This window comes from Pararhizobium sp. (assembly GCF_965279435.1).
Lineage (GTDB): Bacteria > Pseudomonadota > Alphaproteobacteria > Rhizobiales > Rhizobiaceae > Pararhizobium.
The window spans coordinates 1812857-1831737 of sequence record NZ_CBDIHY010000003.1 but is presented as its reverse complement, the minus strand read 5'-3'; the positions used below and the strand labels follow the sequence as shown (position 1 = coordinate 1831737).

The 18881-nt window shown below is 60.0% G+C and carries 16 protein-coding genes and 1 pseudogene; 7 read left to right on the top strand and 10 right to left on the bottom strand.

Going from position 1 to position 18881, the window contains the following annotated elements; all coding sequences use genetic code 11:
- Window positions 1-99: 99 nt before the first annotated feature.
- The gene (gene mutS, locus ACQY8Q_RS14370; RefSeq protein WP_428427191.1) at window positions 100-2841 is read right to left on the bottom strand and encodes a DNA mismatch repair protein MutS; all 2742 of its coding nucleotides are present in this window, start codon (window positions 2839-2841) and stop codon (window positions 100-102) included.
- A 102-nt stretch (window positions 2842-2943) separates the two neighbouring features.
- Between mutS and ACQY8Q_RS14365 the strand changes: the two genes are divergently transcribed.
- On the top strand, window positions 2944-5229 hold the full coding sequence (locus ACQY8Q_RS14365) for an NADP-dependent malic enzyme (RefSeq protein WP_428427190.1): 2286 nt from the start codon (window positions 2944-2946) through the stop codon (window positions 5227-5229).
- A 199-nt stretch (window positions 5230-5428) separates the two neighbouring features.
- Here ACQY8Q_RS14365 and ACQY8Q_RS14360 read toward each other — a convergent pair whose 3' ends face one another.
- The 5 genes from ACQY8Q_RS14360 to ACQY8Q_RS14340 form a co-directional block, all read right to left on the bottom strand.
- On the bottom strand, window positions 5429-6307 hold the full coding sequence (locus ACQY8Q_RS14360; protein ID WP_428427189.1) for a GNAT family N-acetyltransferase: 879 nt from the start codon (window positions 6305-6307) through the stop codon (window positions 5429-5431).
- Window positions 6308-6400: 93 nt separating this feature from the next.
- Entirely contained in the window at window positions 6401-8704 is a 2304-nt protein-coding gene (locus ACQY8Q_RS14355) for an ATP-binding protein (RefSeq protein ID WP_428427188.1), read from the bottom strand.
- Between the two features lie 56 nt (window positions 8705-8760).
- The gene (gene lspA / locus ACQY8Q_RS14350; protein WP_428427187.1) at window positions 8761-9249 is read right to left on the bottom strand and encodes a signal peptidase II; all 489 of its coding nucleotides are present in this window, start codon (window positions 9247-9249) and stop codon (window positions 8761-8763) included.
- Entirely contained in the window at window positions 9249-10103 is an 855-nt protein-coding gene (locus ACQY8Q_RS14345; RefSeq protein WP_428427186.1) for a TrmH family RNA methyltransferase, read from the bottom strand. Before ACQY8Q_RS14345 ends, lspA begins: the two co-directional genes overlap by 1 nt.
- Window positions 10100-11077, bottom strand: coding sequence for a class I SAM-dependent methyltransferase (locus ACQY8Q_RS14340; protein WP_428429788.1), 978 nt, complete (start codon window positions 11075-11077; stop codon window positions 10100-10102). Before ACQY8Q_RS14340 ends, ACQY8Q_RS14345 begins: the two co-directional genes overlap by 4 nt.
- Before the next feature lie 287 nt (window positions 11078-11364).
- Between ACQY8Q_RS14340 and ACQY8Q_RS14335 the strand changes: the two genes are divergently transcribed.
- A complete protein-coding gene (locus ACQY8Q_RS14335; RefSeq protein WP_428427185.1) occupies window positions 11365-11823 on the top strand; it encodes a CoxG family protein in 459 nt (152 codons plus the stop codon).
- Window positions 11824-11845: 22 nt separating this feature from the next.
- Here ACQY8Q_RS14335 and ACQY8Q_RS14330 read toward each other — a convergent pair whose 3' ends face one another.
- The 3 genes and pseudogenes from ACQY8Q_RS14330 to sppA all read right to left on the bottom strand — a co-directional run bounded on the left by ACQY8Q_RS14330 (window position 11846) and on the right by sppA (window position 13651).
- Complete coding sequence (locus tag ACQY8Q_RS14330) at window positions 11846-12190, bottom strand: DUF1049 domain-containing protein (protein WP_428429787.1); 345 nt, start codon at window positions 12188-12190, stop codon at window positions 11846-11848.
- A 63-nt stretch (window positions 12191-12253) separates the two neighbouring features.
- Window positions 12254-12577: pseudogene (locus tag ACQY8Q_RS14325) on the bottom strand (integration host factor subunit beta); the annotation flags it as partial.
- A 114-nt stretch (window positions 12578-12691) separates the two neighbouring features.
- Window positions 12692-13651: a signal peptide peptidase SppA gene (gene sppA / locus ACQY8Q_RS14320; RefSeq protein ID WP_428427184.1), complete on the bottom strand. Its 960-nt coding sequence runs from the start codon at window positions 13649-13651 to the stop codon at window positions 12692-12694.
- A 224-nt stretch (window positions 13652-13875) separates the two neighbouring features.
- On the opposite strand from sppA, the gene lptC reads away from it, so the two are divergent.
- From lptC to lptB, 3 genes are read left to right on the top strand one after another with little or no spacing between them, the layout of a single operon-like run.
- Window positions 13876-14544: an LPS export ABC transporter periplasmic protein LptC gene (gene lptC, locus ACQY8Q_RS14315; protein WP_428427183.1), complete on the top strand. Its 669-nt coding sequence runs from the start codon at window positions 13876-13878 to the stop codon at window positions 14542-14544.
- A 15-nt stretch (window positions 14545-14559) separates the two neighbouring features.
- Complete coding sequence (locus ACQY8Q_RS14310; protein WP_428427182.1) at window positions 14560-15120, top strand: LptA/OstA family protein; 561 nt, start codon at window positions 14560-14562, stop codon at window positions 15118-15120.
- 13 nt (window positions 15121-15133) lie between these two features.
- Window positions 15134-15943 (top strand): LPS export ABC transporter ATP-binding protein, encoded by an 810-nt coding sequence (gene lptB / locus ACQY8Q_RS14305; protein ID WP_428427181.1) that lies wholly within the window; start codon window positions 15134-15136, stop codon window positions 15941-15943.
- Here lptB and ACQY8Q_RS14300 read toward each other — a convergent pair.
- A complete protein-coding gene (locus ACQY8Q_RS14300) occupies window positions 15940-16158 on the bottom strand; it encodes a hypothetical protein (RefSeq protein WP_428427180.1) in 219 nt (72 codons plus the stop codon). The two genes, lptB and ACQY8Q_RS14300, sit on opposite strands and share 4 nt — an antisense overlap.
- A 177-nt stretch (window positions 16159-16335) precedes the next feature.
- Here ACQY8Q_RS14300 and rpoN point away from each other — a divergent pair, with 177 nt between their 5' ends.
- Window positions 16336-17910 carry an RNA polymerase factor sigma-54 gene (gene rpoN, locus ACQY8Q_RS14295; protein ID WP_428427179.1) on the top strand — a complete coding sequence of 525 codons (1575 nt, stop codon included), beginning with the start codon at window positions 16336-16338 and terminating at the stop codon, window positions 17908-17910.
- Window positions 17911-18204: 294 nt separating this feature from the next.
- Window positions 18205-18780, top strand: a complete 576-nt coding sequence (hpf, locus tag ACQY8Q_RS14290) for a ribosome hibernation-promoting factor, HPF/YfiA family (RefSeq protein ID WP_060500852.1) — start codon at window positions 18205-18207, stop codon at window positions 18778-18780.
- The last annotated feature ends 101 nt before the right edge of the window (window positions 18781-18881 follow it).

The following is an 18881-nucleotide window of genomic DNA, read 5'->3' as shown; positions in this document are numbered from 1 at the left end:
GGAGCGGATTCAGATTTCAGGTCGATTCGACCTGAAATCATCCGGCTCCAGTGCATGCGCTATAGCCTTTTTGGCCGGGAATGGACAAGACTTTAGCGATCACGAATTACCGAGCTGTTTCTTCAGAGCGTAAAGCGCGTCCATGGCCTCTCTTGGCGTCATGTCATCGGGATTGAGGCTTTTCAAAGCCTCTTCGACCTTCGACGGGCCGGCCTTGACCCGCTCCTCGCGGCGGATGGCCACCTGGAACAGCGGCAGGTCGTCGATCAGCTGGCTGGACGGATTCTTACGGTCGGCGTCCTCAAGTTTCGCCAGCACGTCTTTCGCTCGCGCAACGACGGAAGCAGGCAGACCGGCAAGTCGGGCGACCTGGATGCCGTAGGACCGGTCGGCAGCGCCGGGGCCGACTTCGTGCAGGAAGATGACGTCGCCGTCCCATTCCTTGACGCGCATGGTGGCATTCGACAGGCGCTCGAGCTTTTCGGACAGGACCGTCAGTTCATGGAAATGCGTAGCGAACAATCCGCGGCAGCGATTGCCCTCATGCAGATGCTCGACAGACGCCCAGGCGATCGAGAGGCCGTCGAAGGTGGCGGTGCCACGGCCGATTTCGTCGAGGATAACCAGCGAACGGTCGGTGGCCTGATTGAGGATCGCGGCCGTTTCGACCATTTCGACCATGAAGGTGGAGCGGCCGCGGGCGAGATCGTCGGATGCGCCAACCCGCGAAAACAGCCGGTCGACGATGCCGATATGGGCGGATGCCGCTGGCACGAAAGAGCCCATCTGCGCCATGATGGCGATCAGGGCATTCTGGCGCAGGAAGGTCGATTTACCGCCCATGTTGGGACCGGTCAAAAGCCAGATCGCGCCATCCCCCTCGCCGTCATGCGGCGACAGATCGCAGGTATTGGCAACGAAGGCAGCACCCGATTGGCGGCGCAGCGCCTGCTCGACGACCGGATGACGGCCACCGTCGATGGCAAACATTTTCGAGGTATCGACCAGCGGACGGCAATAGGCCTGCTCTTCTGCAAGCGTGGCGAGACCTACCGAGACGTCCACTACGGCCAACGCAAGTGCTGCCGCCTTGATCGCTTCGGCCTCCGCCACCACCATGGCCGATAGCCTGTCGAACGCTTCGAGTTCAATGGTCAGCGCCCGGTCGGCGGCATTGGCGATCTTGGTTTCAAGATCGGAGAGTTCGGTCGTGGTGAAGCGCATGGCATTGGCCATGGTCTGGCGATGGATGTACCGAGACTTCGCCTCCGGGGTGTCGGTCATCGGCCCGGCATTGCCCTGTGTCACCTCGATGAAATACCCGAGCACGTTGTTGTACTTGATCTTCAGCGACTTGATGCCGGTTTCCTCGGCATAGTCGAGCTGCAGCCCGGCGATCACCCGGCGGGACTGGTCACGCAGTGCCCGCATCTCGTCAAGTTCGGCACTGGCGCCATCGCGCAGAAAACCACCGTCGCGTTTCAGCAACGGCAGCTCGTCGCCAAGAATGGTTACCAGCTGCTGGACCATATCCTGCGGCAGCGCGCTGACCGCTTGAAGCGCGGCACCCAACTCTTGCGAAAGATCACCGCGGCCGAGCAGGCCGGCAACCTCAACAGCAGACTGGCAGCCGGCAAGGATGCTGCCGAGATCACGCGGCCCGCCACGGCCGAGTGAAAGGCGCGACAAAGCGCGCGGCATGTCCGGCACGTGTTTCAGCGCGGACCGCAGGTCGCCGCAGAACGACGGCTGGTCGGCTAGGGCCGAGATGGAATCGAGCCGGGCGTTGATCCGCTCGGGATCGGTCAGCGGCGACATCAGCCGTTCGGCAAGCAACCGAGCACCGCCACCGGTAACGGTGCGATCCAGCGCCTTCAACAGCGTGCCGTTGCGATCGCCAGACTGGGTTTTCACCAGTTCGAGGTTGGTGCGGGTGGCAGGATCGATGAACAGTGTCGAGGCGGCACTTTCGCGCTCCGGCGCGCCCAGGGGCGGGCGTTCGGCGAGCTGGGTCTTTTCGACATAGGAGATCGCGGCAGACGCTGCCGCAAGTTCGGCGCGTGAGAAACTACCGAAACCATCGAGCGTCTTGACGCCATAATAGCGGGTAACGCGGTTTTCCGCCGTGGCGCTGTCGAACAGCACGGCCGGCTGCGGAACAGCGACGCGGCCGAGAATATCGATGACCGGACGCATCTCCGGATCATGAAAGACCGTATCGGCCAGAATCAGCTCGCGCGGCTCGATGCGCAGGATATCGGCGAGCAGCCGCGTCTCGGTGGTTTCGGCCAGCCGGAAGACGCCGGTGGAAATATCGATCCAGGCGAGCGCGATGGCCGGCTCCGTGCCGCGAATGCGGGCAAGCGCCATCAGATAATTGGATTCGGATGGCGACAGCAATTTGTCTTCGGTGATTGTGCCCGGCGTAACCAGGCGCACGACATCGCGTTTGACGACCGATTTTCCGCCGCGCTTCTTGGCTTCTGCCGGGTCTTCGACCTGTTCGCAGACGGCAACACGGAAACCAAGGCTGATCAGCTTTTGCAGGTAATCATCGGCCGCATGGACCGGCACGCCGCACATTGGGATATCCTGGCCAAGATGCTGGCCGCGCCGCGTCAGCGTGATGCCGAGCGCCCGCGATGCTTCGACGGCATCCTGGAAAAACAGTTCGTAGAAATCGCCCATCCGGTAAAACAGGATCGAATCCGGATTGTTCGACTTGATCTCGATGAACTGTTCCATCATCGGCGTAGCCGTGGCGCGGCTTTCCTCCGTCGCCAGTTGGGCGGCGGTCAGAACCTCGGGAGGGCGGGTGATTGGCGCGGTCACAAAAGTCATGCTGGTCCTAAAAAAGTGGTGCCACACTATCCATGCGCGTTTATAGAAGACAACAACAAAGCGGCTGTGGAGAGCCGTCGCCCACAAAAGGTTGGAGGACCCATGGCCGAGAATGACAAGACCAGTCGCAGCGCAAACAGCGTCACGGACCAGGAAGCCCTCGATTTCCACTCGCAGGGCCGGCCCGGAAAACTGGAGATCTCGCCAACCAAGCCGATGGCGACGCAGCGCGACCTGTCGCTTGCCTATTCGCCGGGTGTGGCCGTACCGGTCAAGGCAATCGCCGCTGACCCTTCCAAGGCCTATGACTATACGACGCGCGGCAACATGGTGGCCGTCATTTCCAACGGCACCGCTATCCTTGGCCTCGGCAATCTCGGGGCACTGGCCTCGAAGCCGGTGATGGAGGGCAAATCCGTGCTCTTCAAGCGCTTCGCGGATGTCGATTCGATCGATCTCGAAGTCGATACCGAAGATGCCGACGAATTCATCAATTGTGTGCGATTCCTCGGCCCCTCCTTCGGAGGTATCAATCTGGAGGACATCAAGGCGCCGGAATGCTTCATCATCGAGCAGAAACTGCGCGAAATCATGGATATCCCTGTCTTCCATGACGACCAGCACGGCACGGCGATCATCGCAACCGCAGGCCTGATCAACGCATTGCAACTGACAGGCCGCGACCTCAAGACGACGCGACTGGTCTGCAATGGCGCAGGCGCGGCCGCGATTGCCTGCGTCGAACTCATCAAGTCGATGGGTTTTGCGCCCGAAAACATCATCATGTGCGACACGAAGGGTGTGATCTATCAGGGCCGCACCGAAGGCATGAACCAGTGGAAGTCCGCGCATGCGGCCAAGACCGACCGGCGCACGCTTGAGGACGCAATGGATGGCGCGGACGTGGTGCTCGGCCTATCGCAAAAGGGTGCTTTCTCGGAGGCGATGATCCGCTCCATGGCGGAAAAGCCGATCATCTTTGCGATGGCCAATCCCGATCCGGAAATTACACCTGAGGAGGTGTCTGCCATTCGCGACGACGCGATCATGGCCACCGGCCGATCCGACTATCCAAACCAAGTCAACAATGTGCTGTGTTTTCCCTATATGTTCCGCGGTGCGCTCGACGTTCATGCCTCGACCATCAACGAAGAGATGAAGATTGCAGCGGCACAGGCGCTGGCAAGCCTTGCCAAGGAAGACGTGCCGGATGACGTTGCCGCCGCCTATCAGGGCAACCGGCCCCGTTTTGGCCCGCAATACATCATTCCGGTGCCTTTCGATCCACGCCTGATCTCGTCCATTCCGGTTGCCGTCGCCAAGGCTGCGATGGAAAGCGGCGTTGCCCGCAAGCAGATTCCCGATCTTGCCGCCTATGGCCGGCAGCTGTCGGCCCGCCGCGATCCGATCGCCTCGACGCTGCAGCGCATCTATGAGCGCGTTCGCCGCCAGCCCAAGCGCATCGTCTTTGCCGAAGGCGAAGAGGTGCAGATGATGCGGTCGGCGCTTGCCTACGCCAATCAGGAACTTGGCACCGCCATGCTGCTTGGCCGCGAGGACCGGATGCGCCAGACGGCAGAGCGCGAAGGCATCGATCTCGACCGCCCCGGCATCCAGCTCGTCAATGCCCGCATTTCCAAGCGCACCGCTGCCTATACCGATTATCTCTATGCCCGCCTGCAGCGGCAGGGTTATCTGTTTCGCGACGCGCAGCGGCTGATCAACAACGACCGCAATCACTTCGCCGCCTGCATGGTGGCGCTGGGCGATGCCGACGGCATGGTGACGGGCATCACCCGCAACTATTCCACAGCACTCGAGGACGTCCGCCGCTGCATCGATCCGAAGCCCGGCCACCGGGTGATTGGCGTGTCTTTGGCACTCTGCCGTGGCCGCACGGTTCTGGTTGCCGATACCGCAGTCCATGACATGCCGGCTGCCGATGAACTGGCCGATATCGCCGAAGAGGCCGCAGGCCTTGCGCGCCGCCTCGGCTATGTGCCGCGCGTCGCCATGCTGGCCTATTCGACCTTCGGCCATCCCTCCGGCGAACGGTCCGAGCGGGTGCGCGAAGCGGTCAAGCTGCTCGACAAGCGCCGTGTCGATTTCGAGTATGATGGCGAGATGGCGGCCGATGTGGCGCTGAACCCGAAGGTAATGGAACAGTATCCGTTCTGCCGCCTCTCAGGCCCGGCCAATGTTCTGGTCATGCCGGCGTTCCACTCGGCATCGATCTCGACAAAGATGCTGCAGGAACTCGGCGGAGCAACTGTGATCGGCCCGCTGCTCGTCGGCCTCGACAAATCGGTCCAGATCGTCTCGATGTCCGCCAAGGACTCCGACATCGTCAACATGGCAGCCCTTGCAGCACATAACGCCAATAGCTGAAACGCAAAGAACCCGCCTGGTTGGTACCGAGGCGGGTTCCTTTTCTCGTAATATCAGACTTGATCAAAAATACCCAAGTTCAATACTCGATACGCAACATGGGAACACTTATCAAAAGTCCTCCATCAACATGCAACGTGTATTAACTTTAACTAAATCATGTCAAGTTAACTTAATGTAACCTTTGATCCGCAAGCATTCAGCTTGCGAACCGGCCGGCGTCGGCGCCGTAATAATTCAGGTAGCGGCCGGAAATATTGGTGATCGGCAAAACGATCAGCACGTCGGTGGTGCGGAAAGCGTGATCGACCACGGCACCGTTGCCGACCATGGCGCCCAGACGCATGTATCCCTTGATCAGCGGCGGCAAAGCGGCAAGCGCCTTGCGCATGTTGATCGCCTCAACCGGCATCAGGTCCATGGTGCGGAACAGTTCGGGGCGGGCAGACACGTCCCACTCGCCGCGCACGACCATGTTGTGGTGCAGGAAGGACAGCGCCAATGCGTGCTCTTCGGGAATGACGCCCGGGAACGAACCGCAGCCGAACATGGCATCGACGCCGTATTTCAACGCATAGGCCCAGTTGCCCTGCCACAGAAGTTCGACGGTGCGCTTGGTGCGGTATTCCGGCAGGACGCAGGAACGTCCGAGTTCCATGAATTTCTTGTCCGGGTGGCGCTCCAGAAGCGATCCGACCGAAAATTCCGACGCCGAATAGAAGCCACCCGTGCGGGCCGCGACGTCCTGGCGCAGCAGGCGATAGGTTCCGACGATCTGGTCTTCCGGATCACCCTCGATCGACGTGTCGAGCACCAGAAGGTGATCGCAGACCAGATCCCAGGCATCGGCGTCACGCTTGCGGCGATCGGCGTCCTGCGGGATCTGTGCCTTCATCTCCTCGACGAAGACCTTGTATCGAACTGCCTGCGCGGCATCGATTTCGGATGCGTTGCGGGCAAGGCGCGTCTCGAGGTTACCGATGCGGCCGAGTATGTCATGCGCCGGGGCATTGACGCCCCGGACACGGGCCTGCGGCTGCTCAGCCACCACAACCATATCCAGAGTTTCGATTGTCATCGTACGTCATCCTAGTCGCTTCAATCCTATCCGGCTTAAACCATGTTTCTGCGACAGGATAGTGACATCGGGGCTCCAGGAAAACAGCTGAAATCACGGAGCAAGCAGGCGATTGATCTCGGCGGTCAGCGCTTTCGGATCGGCGGGTTTCGACAACACGGCGCTTGCTCCGGCAGCCATGAGTTTCCGGCGCGTCTCCAGTTGCGTATCGGACGTCAGGATGATGACCGGGACAGATCTGCTGCCAGATTGGCGCTCATGCTGGCGCAGGCGCTCCAGCATCGACAGCCCATCGCCGCCCGGCATATTCAGATCGCTGATAATGAGTTCCGGCGCGACACGAAGAGCCGGCGGTCCATCGAACAGGGTGACGGCAAGCGCTGCAAAATCATCGACGACGCGAACGGTGTGGCCCGCCCGCTCCAGAACGGAGCGCACCATCAGGGCATTGATCGGATCATCTTCGGCCAGAAGCATGCCGCCTTCGGCCGGCCTGTCACGCAGGGCGGGGACCTCGCGCAGCACCGGGCGGTTGTCGTTGATTGCGTCGCGCACTTCCATTCCTTTCATGCGGCCGCGCAGCACCTCGACCAGAGACTTTTCCCGCAGCGGCCTGATCAGCCAGGCATGATAACCGTCCATCTGATTGATCTGGCGGCCGTTGCGCTCTTCCGGATTGATCAGATAGGTCTTGCGCAGCTTCTGCTGTTCAAGGCCGGGCATCTGCGCCAAAAGCCGGCGGAACTGTGCGGCATGGCGATGATCGACGATGATGTCGGTCAATGGCATCCCGGTCGACAGCGCCCGCACAGCGGCGGCCTGTGCATCCTCCATCGTTTCGGCGCGTTCGCAGAAGCCTCCGAGCGTGCGGATCGTTGCAGACAACGCTGTAGATGCCGGACCGGCCGGCGCCATGACCAGAACACGCGACATCCCGAGCACGTCTTTTCTGGCCAGCGAAGCGTTTGCAAGATCGCATCCAAGGGCAGGAAAGCGGATTTCAAACGTGCTGCCGGTGCCGGGAATACTGGAAAGTGTCAGGGAGCCGCCATACTCTTCCATGATCCGCCGCGAGATGGCGAGACCGAGCCCGGCGCCCCCGGCGCGCTGGGCACTGGTGCCAGCTTGCTCGAACTCGTCGAAGATCCGCGCCTGTTCCTTGGCGTTCATCCCAGGACCGCTGTCATCGATGCTGATGACAATCGTGTCGCGTTCCAGCGCGGCGCTGACAAGTACGCCGCCGGTATGGGTGAATTTGACCGCATTGCCAATGACGTTGAACAGAACCTGGCGCAGGCGGGCCGCATCGAAATTCATCAGGCCCGGCACATTGGCAGCAATGGTGGCGCCGATCTCAATGCCCTTTTCATGAGCGCGGTGTGACAACATCTCGACGACGCTCTCGATGGTTTCGCGCAACGGTTCCGGCGCCGGGCGCAACTGGAACCGGCCGGCCTCTATCGAGGAGAAATCCAGCAGGTCATCGACCAGTTGCACCAGCGCATGGCCTGACTGACGCATGCCTGCGAGATAGTTTTTCTGCTCGCTCGTCAGCCGCGTCTGGCTGATCAGATGGCTCATGCCGAGGATACCCGACAGCGGTGTGCGGATTTCGTGGCTAACGGTCGCCAGCAACCGCGACTTCGCCTGGCTCGCCTGTTCGGCGCGGCGGCGCGCTTCCTCGCTTTCGCGGGCGATCCGGCTTTCCTCGGTGACATCGCGGGCGATGCTGTGCAGCATGAAGGCACCGCTCGCCGGTTCACGGGCGATGACATCATGCCAGTCGAATATTTTGGGGCCTGCATCGGTCGCGATGCGAACGCGGTAGCGATTGGGAGCCGAGGCGGGTTCGAATTCGATGCCGAGCGCTTCGCAGGTCCGGCCTTCCGGCTTCAGCCAACCGGTCAGCCGGCAAAATACCGAATTGGCCTGGACGATCTTGCCGCCGGGCTCGCGAATGACGGCGATATCGCCGAGTGCATCGTGGATGGTGGAGAGAAGCTGCGATGTCTCGCTGCGCTCCCAACGGCTGTCGCTGGCTTTTTCGTCCCGGACACGTCCCTTGGCGGCGGCGGGCCGGACGCTGGAGCCATACCAGTCCTTGAGCAGCAGGGCAGCGCCCGTGACGCCCGCCACGGCCAGACCAGCCGACAGCAGATAGAACCCGGCATCGATGCCGGTGCCGAGAATGGCGGCGGAGCCCAGAAGACCAGTCCCAGCCAAGGCCGGTTTCAGCGCCGGGTAGCGCTCCTTGGCCGCCGTGTAACCGTCTTCCGGCTCCAGCGAATGCGGATCGTCGGCCAGAGGCGTCTCGGATGCACGGCGGTTGTTCAACGTCCGTTGCGGGGCGCTGAATTCGGTTGCAATCCGTTTTCTCAGATTTGACAGGTCGCTCATGACGCTTGGCCTAGCATGGCAAGCGTTTTGATTGACTTCAGCCGGTCTTTAAGATTTTAGCGATCCTGCTTTTTCATATGCAGCAGTTCGTCAAGAATGATCGCTCCGGCACCGATCGTGATGAAGCTGTCGGCCAGATTGAAGACGGCGAAGGACCATGTCGGCAGGTGAAACAGCACATAGTCGATGACATAGCCAAAGATCAGGCCATCGATCACATTGCCGATGGCGCCGGCAATAATCAGCGCGTAGCCGAGATGCGTCAGAAACCGATCCGGCGGCGTCTTGCGCCAAAGCCAGATAACGAAGGCCACGACGACAATTCTCAGGCCGATGATCGCCCAGCGCTCGACACCCGAAAAGAGCGAGAAGGCGACACCGTAATTGTAGACACGGTGTAGAGCCAGGAACGGCAGCACAGCGACGCTCTCGCCATAGGGCAGCCAGAGCTCGACGGCAGCCTTGATCGCCTGATCGAGCAGGACGGCAACAACGATGAGGATGGCGATGGGAATGGGGCGCGAAAAAAGAGCAGTCTTTTGCATCAGGTTCTATCGTCCAGCGTCAGCAGATGGCGGCGTGCCTCAAACAGCATGATACCGGTGGCGATGGCCAAATTAAGGGAATCGGCCCGGCCCTGCTGGGGAATACGGGCAAGTGCTGTCGCTTCCCTGGCAAGTTCTTCCGGCAACCCGGCCTGTTCATTGCCCATCAGCAGAACGACAGGCTTCTTGCGATAATCGATGGTGCGGTAATCGACGGCACCGGCCAGATGGGTGGCGGCAAGCTGAACGCCGGCGGCCTTCTGCCACTTGACGAACTCGGCAACGGTGGCCCGCATCAGCGGCATGGCAAAGACCGAGCCCATGGTCGCCCGTACCGTTTCCAGCGAAAACGGGTCGGTGGTCTCACCGACCAGAATGACGCCGGAGGCGCCTGCGGCATCGGCCGTGCGGATGATGGTACCGAGATTGCCGGGATCACGGACGCGATCAAGCGCAACATATGTTTCGCCGACAACCGGCTTCATGTCGCGCAGATTGGCGTAACGCTGCTCGAAGACGCCGACGACCATCTGCGGATTATCACGGCGGGTGATCGCGGAGAGCACCTTCTCGCTGACTTCGAGCACGAGACCGCCAGTGGCGACCGTTTTCAGCGCCACCTGCTCGACCTGCGTCTTGCCCTTGGCCGCCTTGGCATAGACCAGCGTCTTGATGGTCCAGCCGAGATCCAGAGCATCGATGACCAGCTTCAGGCCTTCGGCGATGAAGGAACGGGTTTCGTCGCGCTCCTTCTTGTTGGCGAGCGCCTTGATATCCTTGATGATCGGGTTGGCAAGGCTGGTGACTTCCTTTACCTGGCCGACGCGCCGGGGGCCCTGATTGTAGTCGTTCATTTCGGCACCCAACGGGAAAAGAGAGAGGTGGAGAGTGCACGGCCCGGCTCATTGCCGTCAAGACCGCCTTCGCGCAGAATCAGTTCGCCCGATTCCACCGCACCGCCGCGCCCGCGCATCGTCTCGCGCATCAGCTCGTGGATGGAATAGAAGCTTGCGCGGATCGAATAGGCGGTCAAAACCAACCCCTTGGCATCCGGTGACAGGATCTCGCGGCAGATGTCCAGCATCAGCGCAAGATGATCGAAAAGCTGCCAGACCTCGCCATTGGGGCCACGGCCGAATTTCGGCGGATCGGTGAGAACGATATCGTAGCGGCTGCCGCGACGCTCCTCGCGCTGGATGAACTTCATCGCGTCTTCGCAGATCCAGCGGATCGGCAGATGGTCGGCGCGTCCGAGCGCCTGATTTTCGCGCGCCCAGCCGATCGCCTTCTTGGAAGCATCGACATGAGTAACTTCCGCGCCTGCCTTTGCAGCAATCAGCGAGGCAACACCGGTATAGCCGAACAGATTGAGCACCTTCAGTGGCCGGCCCGCCGTCTCGATCTGCTCCTTCATCCAGCTCCAGTGGGCCAGCTGTTCCGGAAACACGCCAACATGGCGAAATGCGGTGAAGCGGCCATAGAATTCGGCATCAAGGATCTGCATCGGCCAGGTTTCGCCGAGCGCCTGACGCGGAAAGCGCCAGCGCCCCATACCGTCTTCATCGGTATCGCCGGTGAAGATCGAGTCAGCGTTCTCCCAGACATGTGAGGGCAGCGTTTTCGGCCAGAGCGCCTGCGCTTCGGGGCGGACGATCCGGTAAGGGCCGTATTGTTCGAGCTTCAGGCCATCACCACTGTCGATCAGGTGATAATCGCGCGCGCCCTTGGTCTCCAGAATGATCGGGATGCGCTCGTGCGGCTTGTCGCCGGTGCGGATACGCACCTCGGCGCGCGGTGCGGGCTCGGATGCAGCCGGCTTCGGCGGCATCTTTTCCGCCGCAGCCTTGGCTGTAGACCGGCCATCGCCGCTTCGCGAAGGCTGGGGCTTGGAGTACGGCGGCCGGCTGACCGGCGCCTGTACGGCACGGCCCTGCACGCCGCGCGACGACGTTGCCGGTGCGGCTTTGCCCTTTGGCCGTCTATCTTTATCTTTCACGCCGTTTCGTCCGTCAGCTGCTGGGGTTCAAAGGCTGCAAATAGCACTGCTCTTTCTGTTGGCAAAGCTGTTTCCTATCTGAGATACAATCGCGCAGTGACGGTAAGGAGAGAATACCAATGGAAATGAAGGGCGAAGAACGCATCGCGGCTCCCCTCGACCTCGTCTGGGCGGCGCTCAACGACCCGGATGTCCTCAAGGGGTGCATCCCCGGCTGCACGGCAATCGACCGCCTATCGGCGACAGACTTCACCGCGACGCTCAAGGTCAGGATCGGGCCGATCCCGATGACATTTTCGGGCAATATGACGCTGTCGAATGTCGATGCGCCGCACAGTTACACACTGAGCGGCGAAAGTGCCGGCGGCATCGCCGGACTTGCCAAAGGCCGCGCCGATGTAACGCTCACGGCCGACGGCGAAGAAACGATCCTTGCCTATGACGCCACGGCCGAGATCGGCGGCAAGCTCGCGCACCTTGGATCGCGCCTTGTCGGCTCGAGCGCCAGCAAGCATGCGGCCAAGTTCTTTTCGGATTTCAGTGACGCGGCACGCGCAAAGGCGATGCGGCAAGCCTGAACGGCGATCGCATTCCAGACAATTATTTGGACGAGGCGGGAAGCAGCGTCTGCGAGGCGATGGTTTCGGCGCGGGTGCGGTGCTTTTCGGCTTCCGCGTGCCATTTGACCGCTTCATGCGCCTCGTTGCGGGCCCGCTTGCGGTATTTTCCCTGTGTGAACCATGTCGTCAGCGAGCCGACGATCATGCCGAAGATCACCGCGAGAAACAGAAAGACGAAGAAGGGGGCCGAGGCCGACAGGACGCTATCGGCGGGATTGAACGGATTGAGCGCCAGCGTCACCGTCTGCCGATTGGCGACCGAGAGCACGATCAAGACGATCGCGACCGGAACCAGCACCACGATATTCAACAGCTTCTTCATCACCATTCCGCGTCTCCGTCATGCCGCCTGCCCGGCGCTATCTGTTACCGGGCGGATCACCACGGCTTATTCATCATCTTCGTCATCGGCGCCAGGATTAAGGCGCTCGCGCAATTCCTTGCCGGTCTTGAAGAAGGGAACCCACTTTTCCTCGACGAACACACTGTCGCCAGTGCGCGGATTGCGGCCGGACCGCGAAGGCCGGTTTTTCACCGAAAACGCGCCGAAACCGCGTAATTCGACCCGGTTTCCGCCCGCCAGGGCATCTGTAATCTCATCGAGAACCGCATTGACGATATTTTCGACGTCACGGTGATAGAGATGCGGGTTGCGCGCCGCAACAATCTGCACCAGTTCTGACTTGATCACTGTCGCCCCCTGTTGTGAATTTGCATGTGATCTTAAAGCGTTAAGCCCCTCGAACGGCCTTGTCCACCTCTTGTGCGGGGTAGCATGCCGTTTTCAAGCCTCCAAAATCGGCATGCAAAAGGTCATCGTGTCTTTTCAGTCGCCGCCAACCTGCCAAACGGAAACCAGACCGTCAAGAAACAACTTCTCGCGGCCCAACTTTTCGAGGGCTCCCAAAGACGGAAAAGCGTCATATCCCAAGGATTTGGCCACGGCAGCAGCGGCCGATCCAAGCCCGAACGGCAAGGACGAACTCGGTGCCTTCCACTCGATAACGTCCAGTCCCTTGCCAACCTTGCGGCTATCGAGGAAGGCGCGGATCTCGTCATCGCCCCCCAGCTCATCAATAAGATTGAGCTTCAGCGCCTGGCGGCCGGTAAAGATGCGCCCGTCAGCAAGCTTGAGTGCCTCCTCGCGTGGCAATTTCCGCCGGTCGGCGACGAGATCGACAAACCAGTTGAAGCTGTCATCGATCATCGCCTGGATCACCGCCTTGGCATCGTCGCTTGGCGGATGGAACGGCGACGGCTCGGCTTTCAGCGGTGCGGATTTGATCTCCTCCAGCGAGACGCCGATCTTGTCCATCAGGTTTTTGAACTGCGGATACTGGAAGATCACGCCGATGGAGCCGGTAATCGAGCTATCCCCGGCCACGATGTGATCGCCGGCAAGTGCGATCATGTAGCCGGCAGAGGCAGCCAGGGTGCGCACGTCGGAAACAACCGGCTTCTTGGCCGCGACCTTGCGGATCGCCTTGAACAGCACTTCGCCGCCATAGGTGGTCCCGCCCGGCGAGGAAATGGTGACGACCAGCGCCTTGACCGCATCGGTCTCGGCAATGGTATTCAGCCGCTCCAGCAATTCACGGTCATCCTGGATGATGCCGGAAATGTTGACGCGGGCGATATGCGGCTGGCTAAGGCCGCCCATCCGGCCCGCACCGAAATAGATATAGGCCGCAACGCCCGCGCAGAGCACGAGAGCGATGGACACAAGCCGCCAGAAACCGAGCTTTCGCCGAAGTTGGCGCCGGTCGGCGATGGCAAGCTGATCCATGATCTTTCCTCCAGTTCAAGGGCATAGGGACACACTGCCCACGCGAAAAACGCATGGTTTAATAGCCGTAGCGCGGTCCTGTTGTAACCCGGCTTGAACAAAATTCGCGCCTCACATTGTGGTGGAACAAAAAAATCTCCATATTCGCGCTCACTCACATCGCTTGACGGACAGGGCCTAAGTGCATTTGCGCCGCGATTGATTTTGAATAATGGGTTTATTTCATGCTGAATGACGTGCAATTTTCCGGCGCCTTGCCGCATTCGGGGCCGGTCCTCACCGACGCCTACACGGTTGCAGCCCAGCATTCGCGGCGGGTCAGACGGCTGAAAATCGTGCTCCCGTTGATCGCGGTGCTGATCGGCGTCATTTTCGTTGCCGTTTCCGTGGTACGGGCCTTTTTGCCGGAAAACCTGACGATCGAAAACGCGACGATCGAGAACGGCAAGATTGTCATGCAGAACCCGGCAATTTCCGGGCGCAACAAGCAGGACATCAGCTATTCGATGAAGGCGAAACGGGCGCTTCAGGATATCGCCAATCCGGACATCATCACCCTTGAGACGATCCATGCGGAAATGCCTGTGAATGACACGCTGATGGCCACCGTTGAAGCCATCAGCGGCATCTACGACCGCGGCCGCAACACGCTGGATATGGACGCCCCTTTCACGATCACCATGAACAATGGGCTGATCGCCGACTTCGAAGCGGCCTATCTGGATATCAATGCCGGCGAGATGGAAACGAAGAAGCCGATTGCAATCAGCATGAAGGGCGGTTCCATTGTTGCACAGACGTTGAGAATGACGGATAAGGGACGCATTGTTACATTTGAAGGCATGGTGAAGGTCATCGTTGATCCCGCAACCATCCGTAAAACCGCCAACTAGAAAACCGGGGCACATATGTCGGCCACTTCAGCCTTTTCCTTTCGGCTTGCCGGAACAGTTATTCTCTTGAGCCTTTTTGCCAGCGCGTCCTTTTCTCCCGCCGCCGCCCAGGCGACGACGAGCAAGATGAAGGGTATGCAGCTTTCCAACGATGAACCGATCCAGATCGAAAGCGACAAGCTGGAAATCAAGGATGCGGAAAGCAAGGCCATGTTTACCGGCAACGTGAAGGTCGTTCAGGGAACGACGACGCTGCAGGCCGGCAAGATGGTGGTTTTCTACAAGAAGGGCGGCGGCTCGATTTCCGGCGGCAATGCCGAGATCGATCGCATCGAAGTCGACCAGAAGGTATTCCTGCAATCGGGAACCCAGCAGGCGACTGCCGACACCGGCGAATTCAACATGACGGCGCAGACACTGGTGCTAAAGGGCAAGCAGGTCGTTCTGTCGGAAGGCAAGAACGTCTTTAGCGGTTGCCAGTTGAACGTTCAGATGGATACCGGCGAGGCACAGCTCGAGGCCTGCGGCGGCCGCGTGCAGATTCAGCTCGACCCGAAGTCCCAGAAAACCAATTGATGCAGACGCCCACGTGAAAATTCCCTTTCTTCACACACGCAAACGCGGCGCCAAGCCTGAAACCGCAGCACCTGCCCGCGCCGTCGACAAGGCGCGCTATGAAGGCACGCTGATCGCGCGCGGCTTGACGAAGGCCTATCGCGGGCGCCGGGTCGTGGACGGGGTATCACTTGTGGTGCGCCGCGGCGAAGCCGTTGGCCTGCTGGGTCCCAACGGTGCCGGCAAGACCACCTGTTTCTATATGATCACCGGTCTTGTGCCGGTCGATGAAGGCTCGATCGAGATTAACGGCAACGACGTCACATCAATGCCGATGTACCGCCGTGCCCGACTTGGCGTCGGTTATCTGCCGCAGGAAGCTTCGATCTTTCGCGGCCTCACGGTGGAAGAGAATATTCGAGCCGTGCTTGAGCTTCACGACAAGAACAGCGAACGGCGCGAAAACAAGCTCAATGAGCTGCTTGGCGAATTCAATATTTCCCATTTGCGCAAATCACCGGCTGTCGCGCTTTCGGGCGGTGAACGGCGGCGCCTGGAAATTGCCCGGGCGCTGGCGACAGACCCCACCTTTATGCTGCTCGACGAGCCCTTTGCCGGCGTCGATCCGATTTCCGTTGCCGACATCCAGGCGCTGGTGCGCCACTTGACCTCGCGTGGTATCGGCGTGCTGATCACCGACCACAATGTCCGTGAAACGCTGGGCCTGATCGACCGCGCCTATATCATCCATGCCGGCGAAGTGCTGACGCATGGGCGGGCCAACGATATCGTCACCAACCCGGACGTCCGCCGCCTCTATCTCGGCGACAATTTCAGCCTTTAAAGCTCGCGTTCCAGCGGCAGAATAAACGAAACTGGCGGCGGCAGACGAAATCCTGCCGCTTCTGGGATAGGTTTTACTTGACCGGCAACAGGAATTGCGCAAGTTTTTCTTACGCAGGTAGAGTGCATCGCAACGTTCTTTCGCACTGCTGGATGGGCATATCCAGCCTGCCTTGAAGAGCCTTCGATCGGGCTAGGTTGGCGCAGTTCGCTCATATGAGGCGACCCCTGCACATAAAATGCGCCACGCGCCCGATATTCACCTTATTTGTCGTCGGCGCTTGACCAAACCCCATTAATAAGCAATTTTTGGGCCAGTTGACGAACTGGCATTTTCACCCCCTCAAAAAGATGAGAGCCGGCTCCGATCATCAAGTGGAGTTTTGCGTCAGAATGGCACTTTCAGCCAGCCTCTTCCTGCGGCAAAGCCAGACTCTGGCCATGACGCCGCAACTGATGCAGTCGATCCAGCTGCTGCAGATGACGCATTTTGAGCTGAACCAGTTCATCGAGCTGGAAGTCGAAAAGAACCCCCTTCTCGAATTCGCAGCCAATGACGACGCGCCCATCGGTTCCGACCGGAACGGCAAGGACGACCTGCATTTCAGCCAGGACGAGCGCAGCGACCGGGACAACGCAGACGGCGCGGCATTCGATCCGCTGGGTGACGTCTACGACAGCGCGACCTCTGCGACCGGCGAACGGATGAGCGAACAGCTCGACGCCAATTTCGAAAACGTCTTTCCCGACGACACAGCGCCGCAGCGCGCCGATGCACCGGAACTGCTCAGCCAGTGGAAATCCATGCCCGGCGGCGGCGAAGGCGAGAGCAGCGACGGGTACGACCTCGATGACTTCGTCGCCAACCGCGTGACGCTGCGCGATTTCCTCAACGAGCAGGTTCCTTTCAGCGTGCATGGCGCAGCGGACCTGCTGATCGCCCAGCACCTGATCGATCAGCTCGATGAAGCCGGCTACCTGCACGCCGACATCGCGGAGATGGCCGAACGTCTTGGCTGTGCAACGGTTGATGTGGCCCGGGTGCTGGACAGCCTGCAGCAGCTTGATCCGCCGGGCGTCTTTGCCCGCACGCTCAGCGAATGCCTGGCGATCCAGCTCAGGGGCCGCAACCGGCTCGACCCGGCGATGGCAGCGCTGCTTGACAATCTGGAACTGCTGGCGCGGCGCGACTTTGCCAGCCTGAAGCGGATTTGCGGCGTCGATGAGGAAGATCTCCTCGATATGCTTGCTGAAATCCGCAAGCTCGACCCCAAGCCCGGCACCGGTTTCGAGGCAAGTCCTTCGGAGGCGATCATGCCGGATATCGTCGTGCGGCCGGCGCAGGACGGCAGCTGGGCGGTCGAGCTCAATCCCGATGCCTTGCCGCGCGTTCTGGTCAACCAGACCTATTACGCCAAGGTCTCGCGTCATGCCCCGAAGAACAGCGCCGACCACGCCTTCCTGACCGAATGCCTACAGACCGCCAACTGGCTGACCCGCAGCCTCGACCAGCGCGCCAAGACGATCATGAAGGTGGCGACCGAGATCGTGCGTCAGCAGGATGCCTTCCTGATCAACGGCGTCGATCATCTGCGGCCGCTGAACCTCAAGACCGTCGCCGATGCCATCAAGATGCACGAATCGACCGTCAGCCGCGTCACTTCGAACAAATACATGCTGACGCCGCGCGGACTGTTCGAGCTGAAATACTTCTTCACCGTCTCGATCGGATCGGCGGAAGGCGGCGACAGCCACTCGGCGGAATCCGTACGTCACCGCATCCGCAACATGATCGTGCTGGAAAGCCCGCAGGCCGTTCTTTCGGATGACGACATCGTCGATCTTCTGAAAAAGGGCGGCGTCGACATCGCCCGCAGGACTGTGGCGAAATACCGCGAAGCGATGAATATCGCCTCCTCCGTTCAGCGCCGCAGAGAGAAAAAGGCGATTGCCAAGGTCTCCGCCTGACCGTTTGCAGTGCTTGACCACAACCCCGTCAATTGCCCATGTTTATCCCCGATATCCCGGCAATCTCCGGGCTTTCGGCCTCGAATTCTGGTTTTCTTAACTGTTTCGTTGACTCCGGCAACAACCAGTAGTATGAGGCGGCCGCAATGAGTACGGGCATAGAGCCTGCTTAAGCATATCCCTCCAAATCCAGGCCGTTCTGACGCAAATTTGTTTTGCGTGCGTGAAGTGCTTGGATGACGGATGCGGTTGGAATAGACTGGTTACGCAAATCACGAAAAGAGAGGAAACTCCATGAGTGTGCGTGTATCCGGTAAACATATGGAAATCGGCGAAACGTTTCGTCTGCGGATCGAAGATCAGATAGAACAAGCCGTAACCAAATATTTTGACGGAGGATATTCAAGCCAAGTCACTGTGGAAAAGTCTGGATCCCGCTTCAGCGCCGATTGCAAGATTCACCTCGATTCTGGTGCAGCCTTGCAGGCGAGCGGCGAAGCGAACGACCCGCAAGCTGCGTTTGACGCAGCGTCGGAACGGATTGCCAAGCGCATCCGCCGTTACAAGCGGAAGCTCAAGGACCACCACAATGGTAATGGCCATGCTGGATTTGCGGAAGTAGCCTACACCGTGATGGATTCTGTGCCCGACGAAGACGATGAGCTTCCGGACAATTATGCACCGACGATCGTGGCGGAGAGCTCAAAACAACTGAAGACGATGTCTGTCGCAAACGCCGTTATGGCGCTCGACATGACGGACGACCCCGTTCTGATGTTCCGTAGTCCTGGCAATGAACAGTTGAATATCGTCTATCGACGCAACGATGGAAACATTGGCTGGATCGACGCAGCCAATATAAAGAGCTAAGTGGATGATGTCCCGGGCCGGTCAGCCGGTTCGGGACAGTCTGCTTTTTCTGGTGGTTTACGCATGGAAGACCGTTGACGGTCCGCCGGTAAAGCGCCGAG

Excerpts from the sequence above, each read along its gene's own strand:
- ACQY8Q_RS14360 (WP_428427189.1), bottom strand. The coding sequence starts at position 6,307 with ATGACAATCGAAACTCTGGATATGGTTGTGGTGGCTGAGCAGCCGCAG.
- ACQY8Q_RS14345 (WP_428427186.1), bottom strand. The coding sequence starts at position 10,103 with ATGAACGACTACAATCAGGGCCCCCGGCGCGTCGGCCAGGTAAAGGAA.
- ACQY8Q_RS14310 (WP_428427182.1), top strand. The coding sequence starts at position 14,560 with ATGTCGGCCACTTCAGCCTTTTCCTTTCGGCTTGCCGGAACAGTTATT.
- mutS (WP_428427191.1), bottom strand. The coding sequence starts at position 2,841 with ATGACTTTTGTGACCGCGCCAATCACCCGCCCTCCCGAGGTTCTGACC.
- ACQY8Q_RS14300 (WP_428427180.1), bottom strand. The coding sequence starts at position 16,158 with ATGAGCGAACTGCGCCAACCTAGCCCGATCGAAGGCTCTTCAAGGCAG.
- ACQY8Q_RS14355 (WP_428427188.1), bottom strand. The coding sequence starts at position 8,704 with ATGAGCGACCTGTCAAATCTGAGAAAACGGATTGCAACCGAATTCAGC.
- ACQY8Q_RS14335 (WP_428427185.1), top strand. The coding sequence starts at position 11,365 with ATGGAAATGAAGGGCGAAGAACGCATCGCGGCTCCCCTCGACCTCGTC.
- hpf (WP_060500852.1), top strand. The coding sequence starts at position 18,205 with ATGAGTGTGCGTGTATCCGGTAAACATATGGAAATCGGCGAAACGTTT.
- rpoN (WP_428427179.1), top strand. The coding sequence starts at position 16,336 with ATGGCACTTTCAGCCAGCCTCTTCCTGCGGCAAAGCCAGACTCTGGCC.
- sppA (WP_428427184.1), bottom strand. The coding sequence starts at position 13,651 with ATGGATCAGCTTGCCATCGCCGACCGGCGCCAACTTCGGCGAAAGCTC.
- ACQY8Q_RS14340 (WP_428429788.1), bottom strand. The coding sequence starts at position 11,077 with ATGCCGCCGAAGCCGGCTGCATCCGAGCCCGCACCGCGCGCCGAGGTG.
- lspA (WP_428427187.1), bottom strand. The coding sequence starts at position 9,249 with ATGCAAAAGACTGCTCTTTTTTCGCGCCCCATTCCCATCGCCATCCTC.
- lptC (WP_428427183.1), top strand. The coding sequence starts at position 13,876 with ATGCTGAATGACGTGCAATTTTCCGGCGCCTTGCCGCATTCGGGGCCG.
- ACQY8Q_RS14365 (WP_428427190.1), top strand. The coding sequence starts at position 2,944 with ATGGCCGAGAATGACAAGACCAGTCGCAGCGCAAACAGCGTCACGGAC.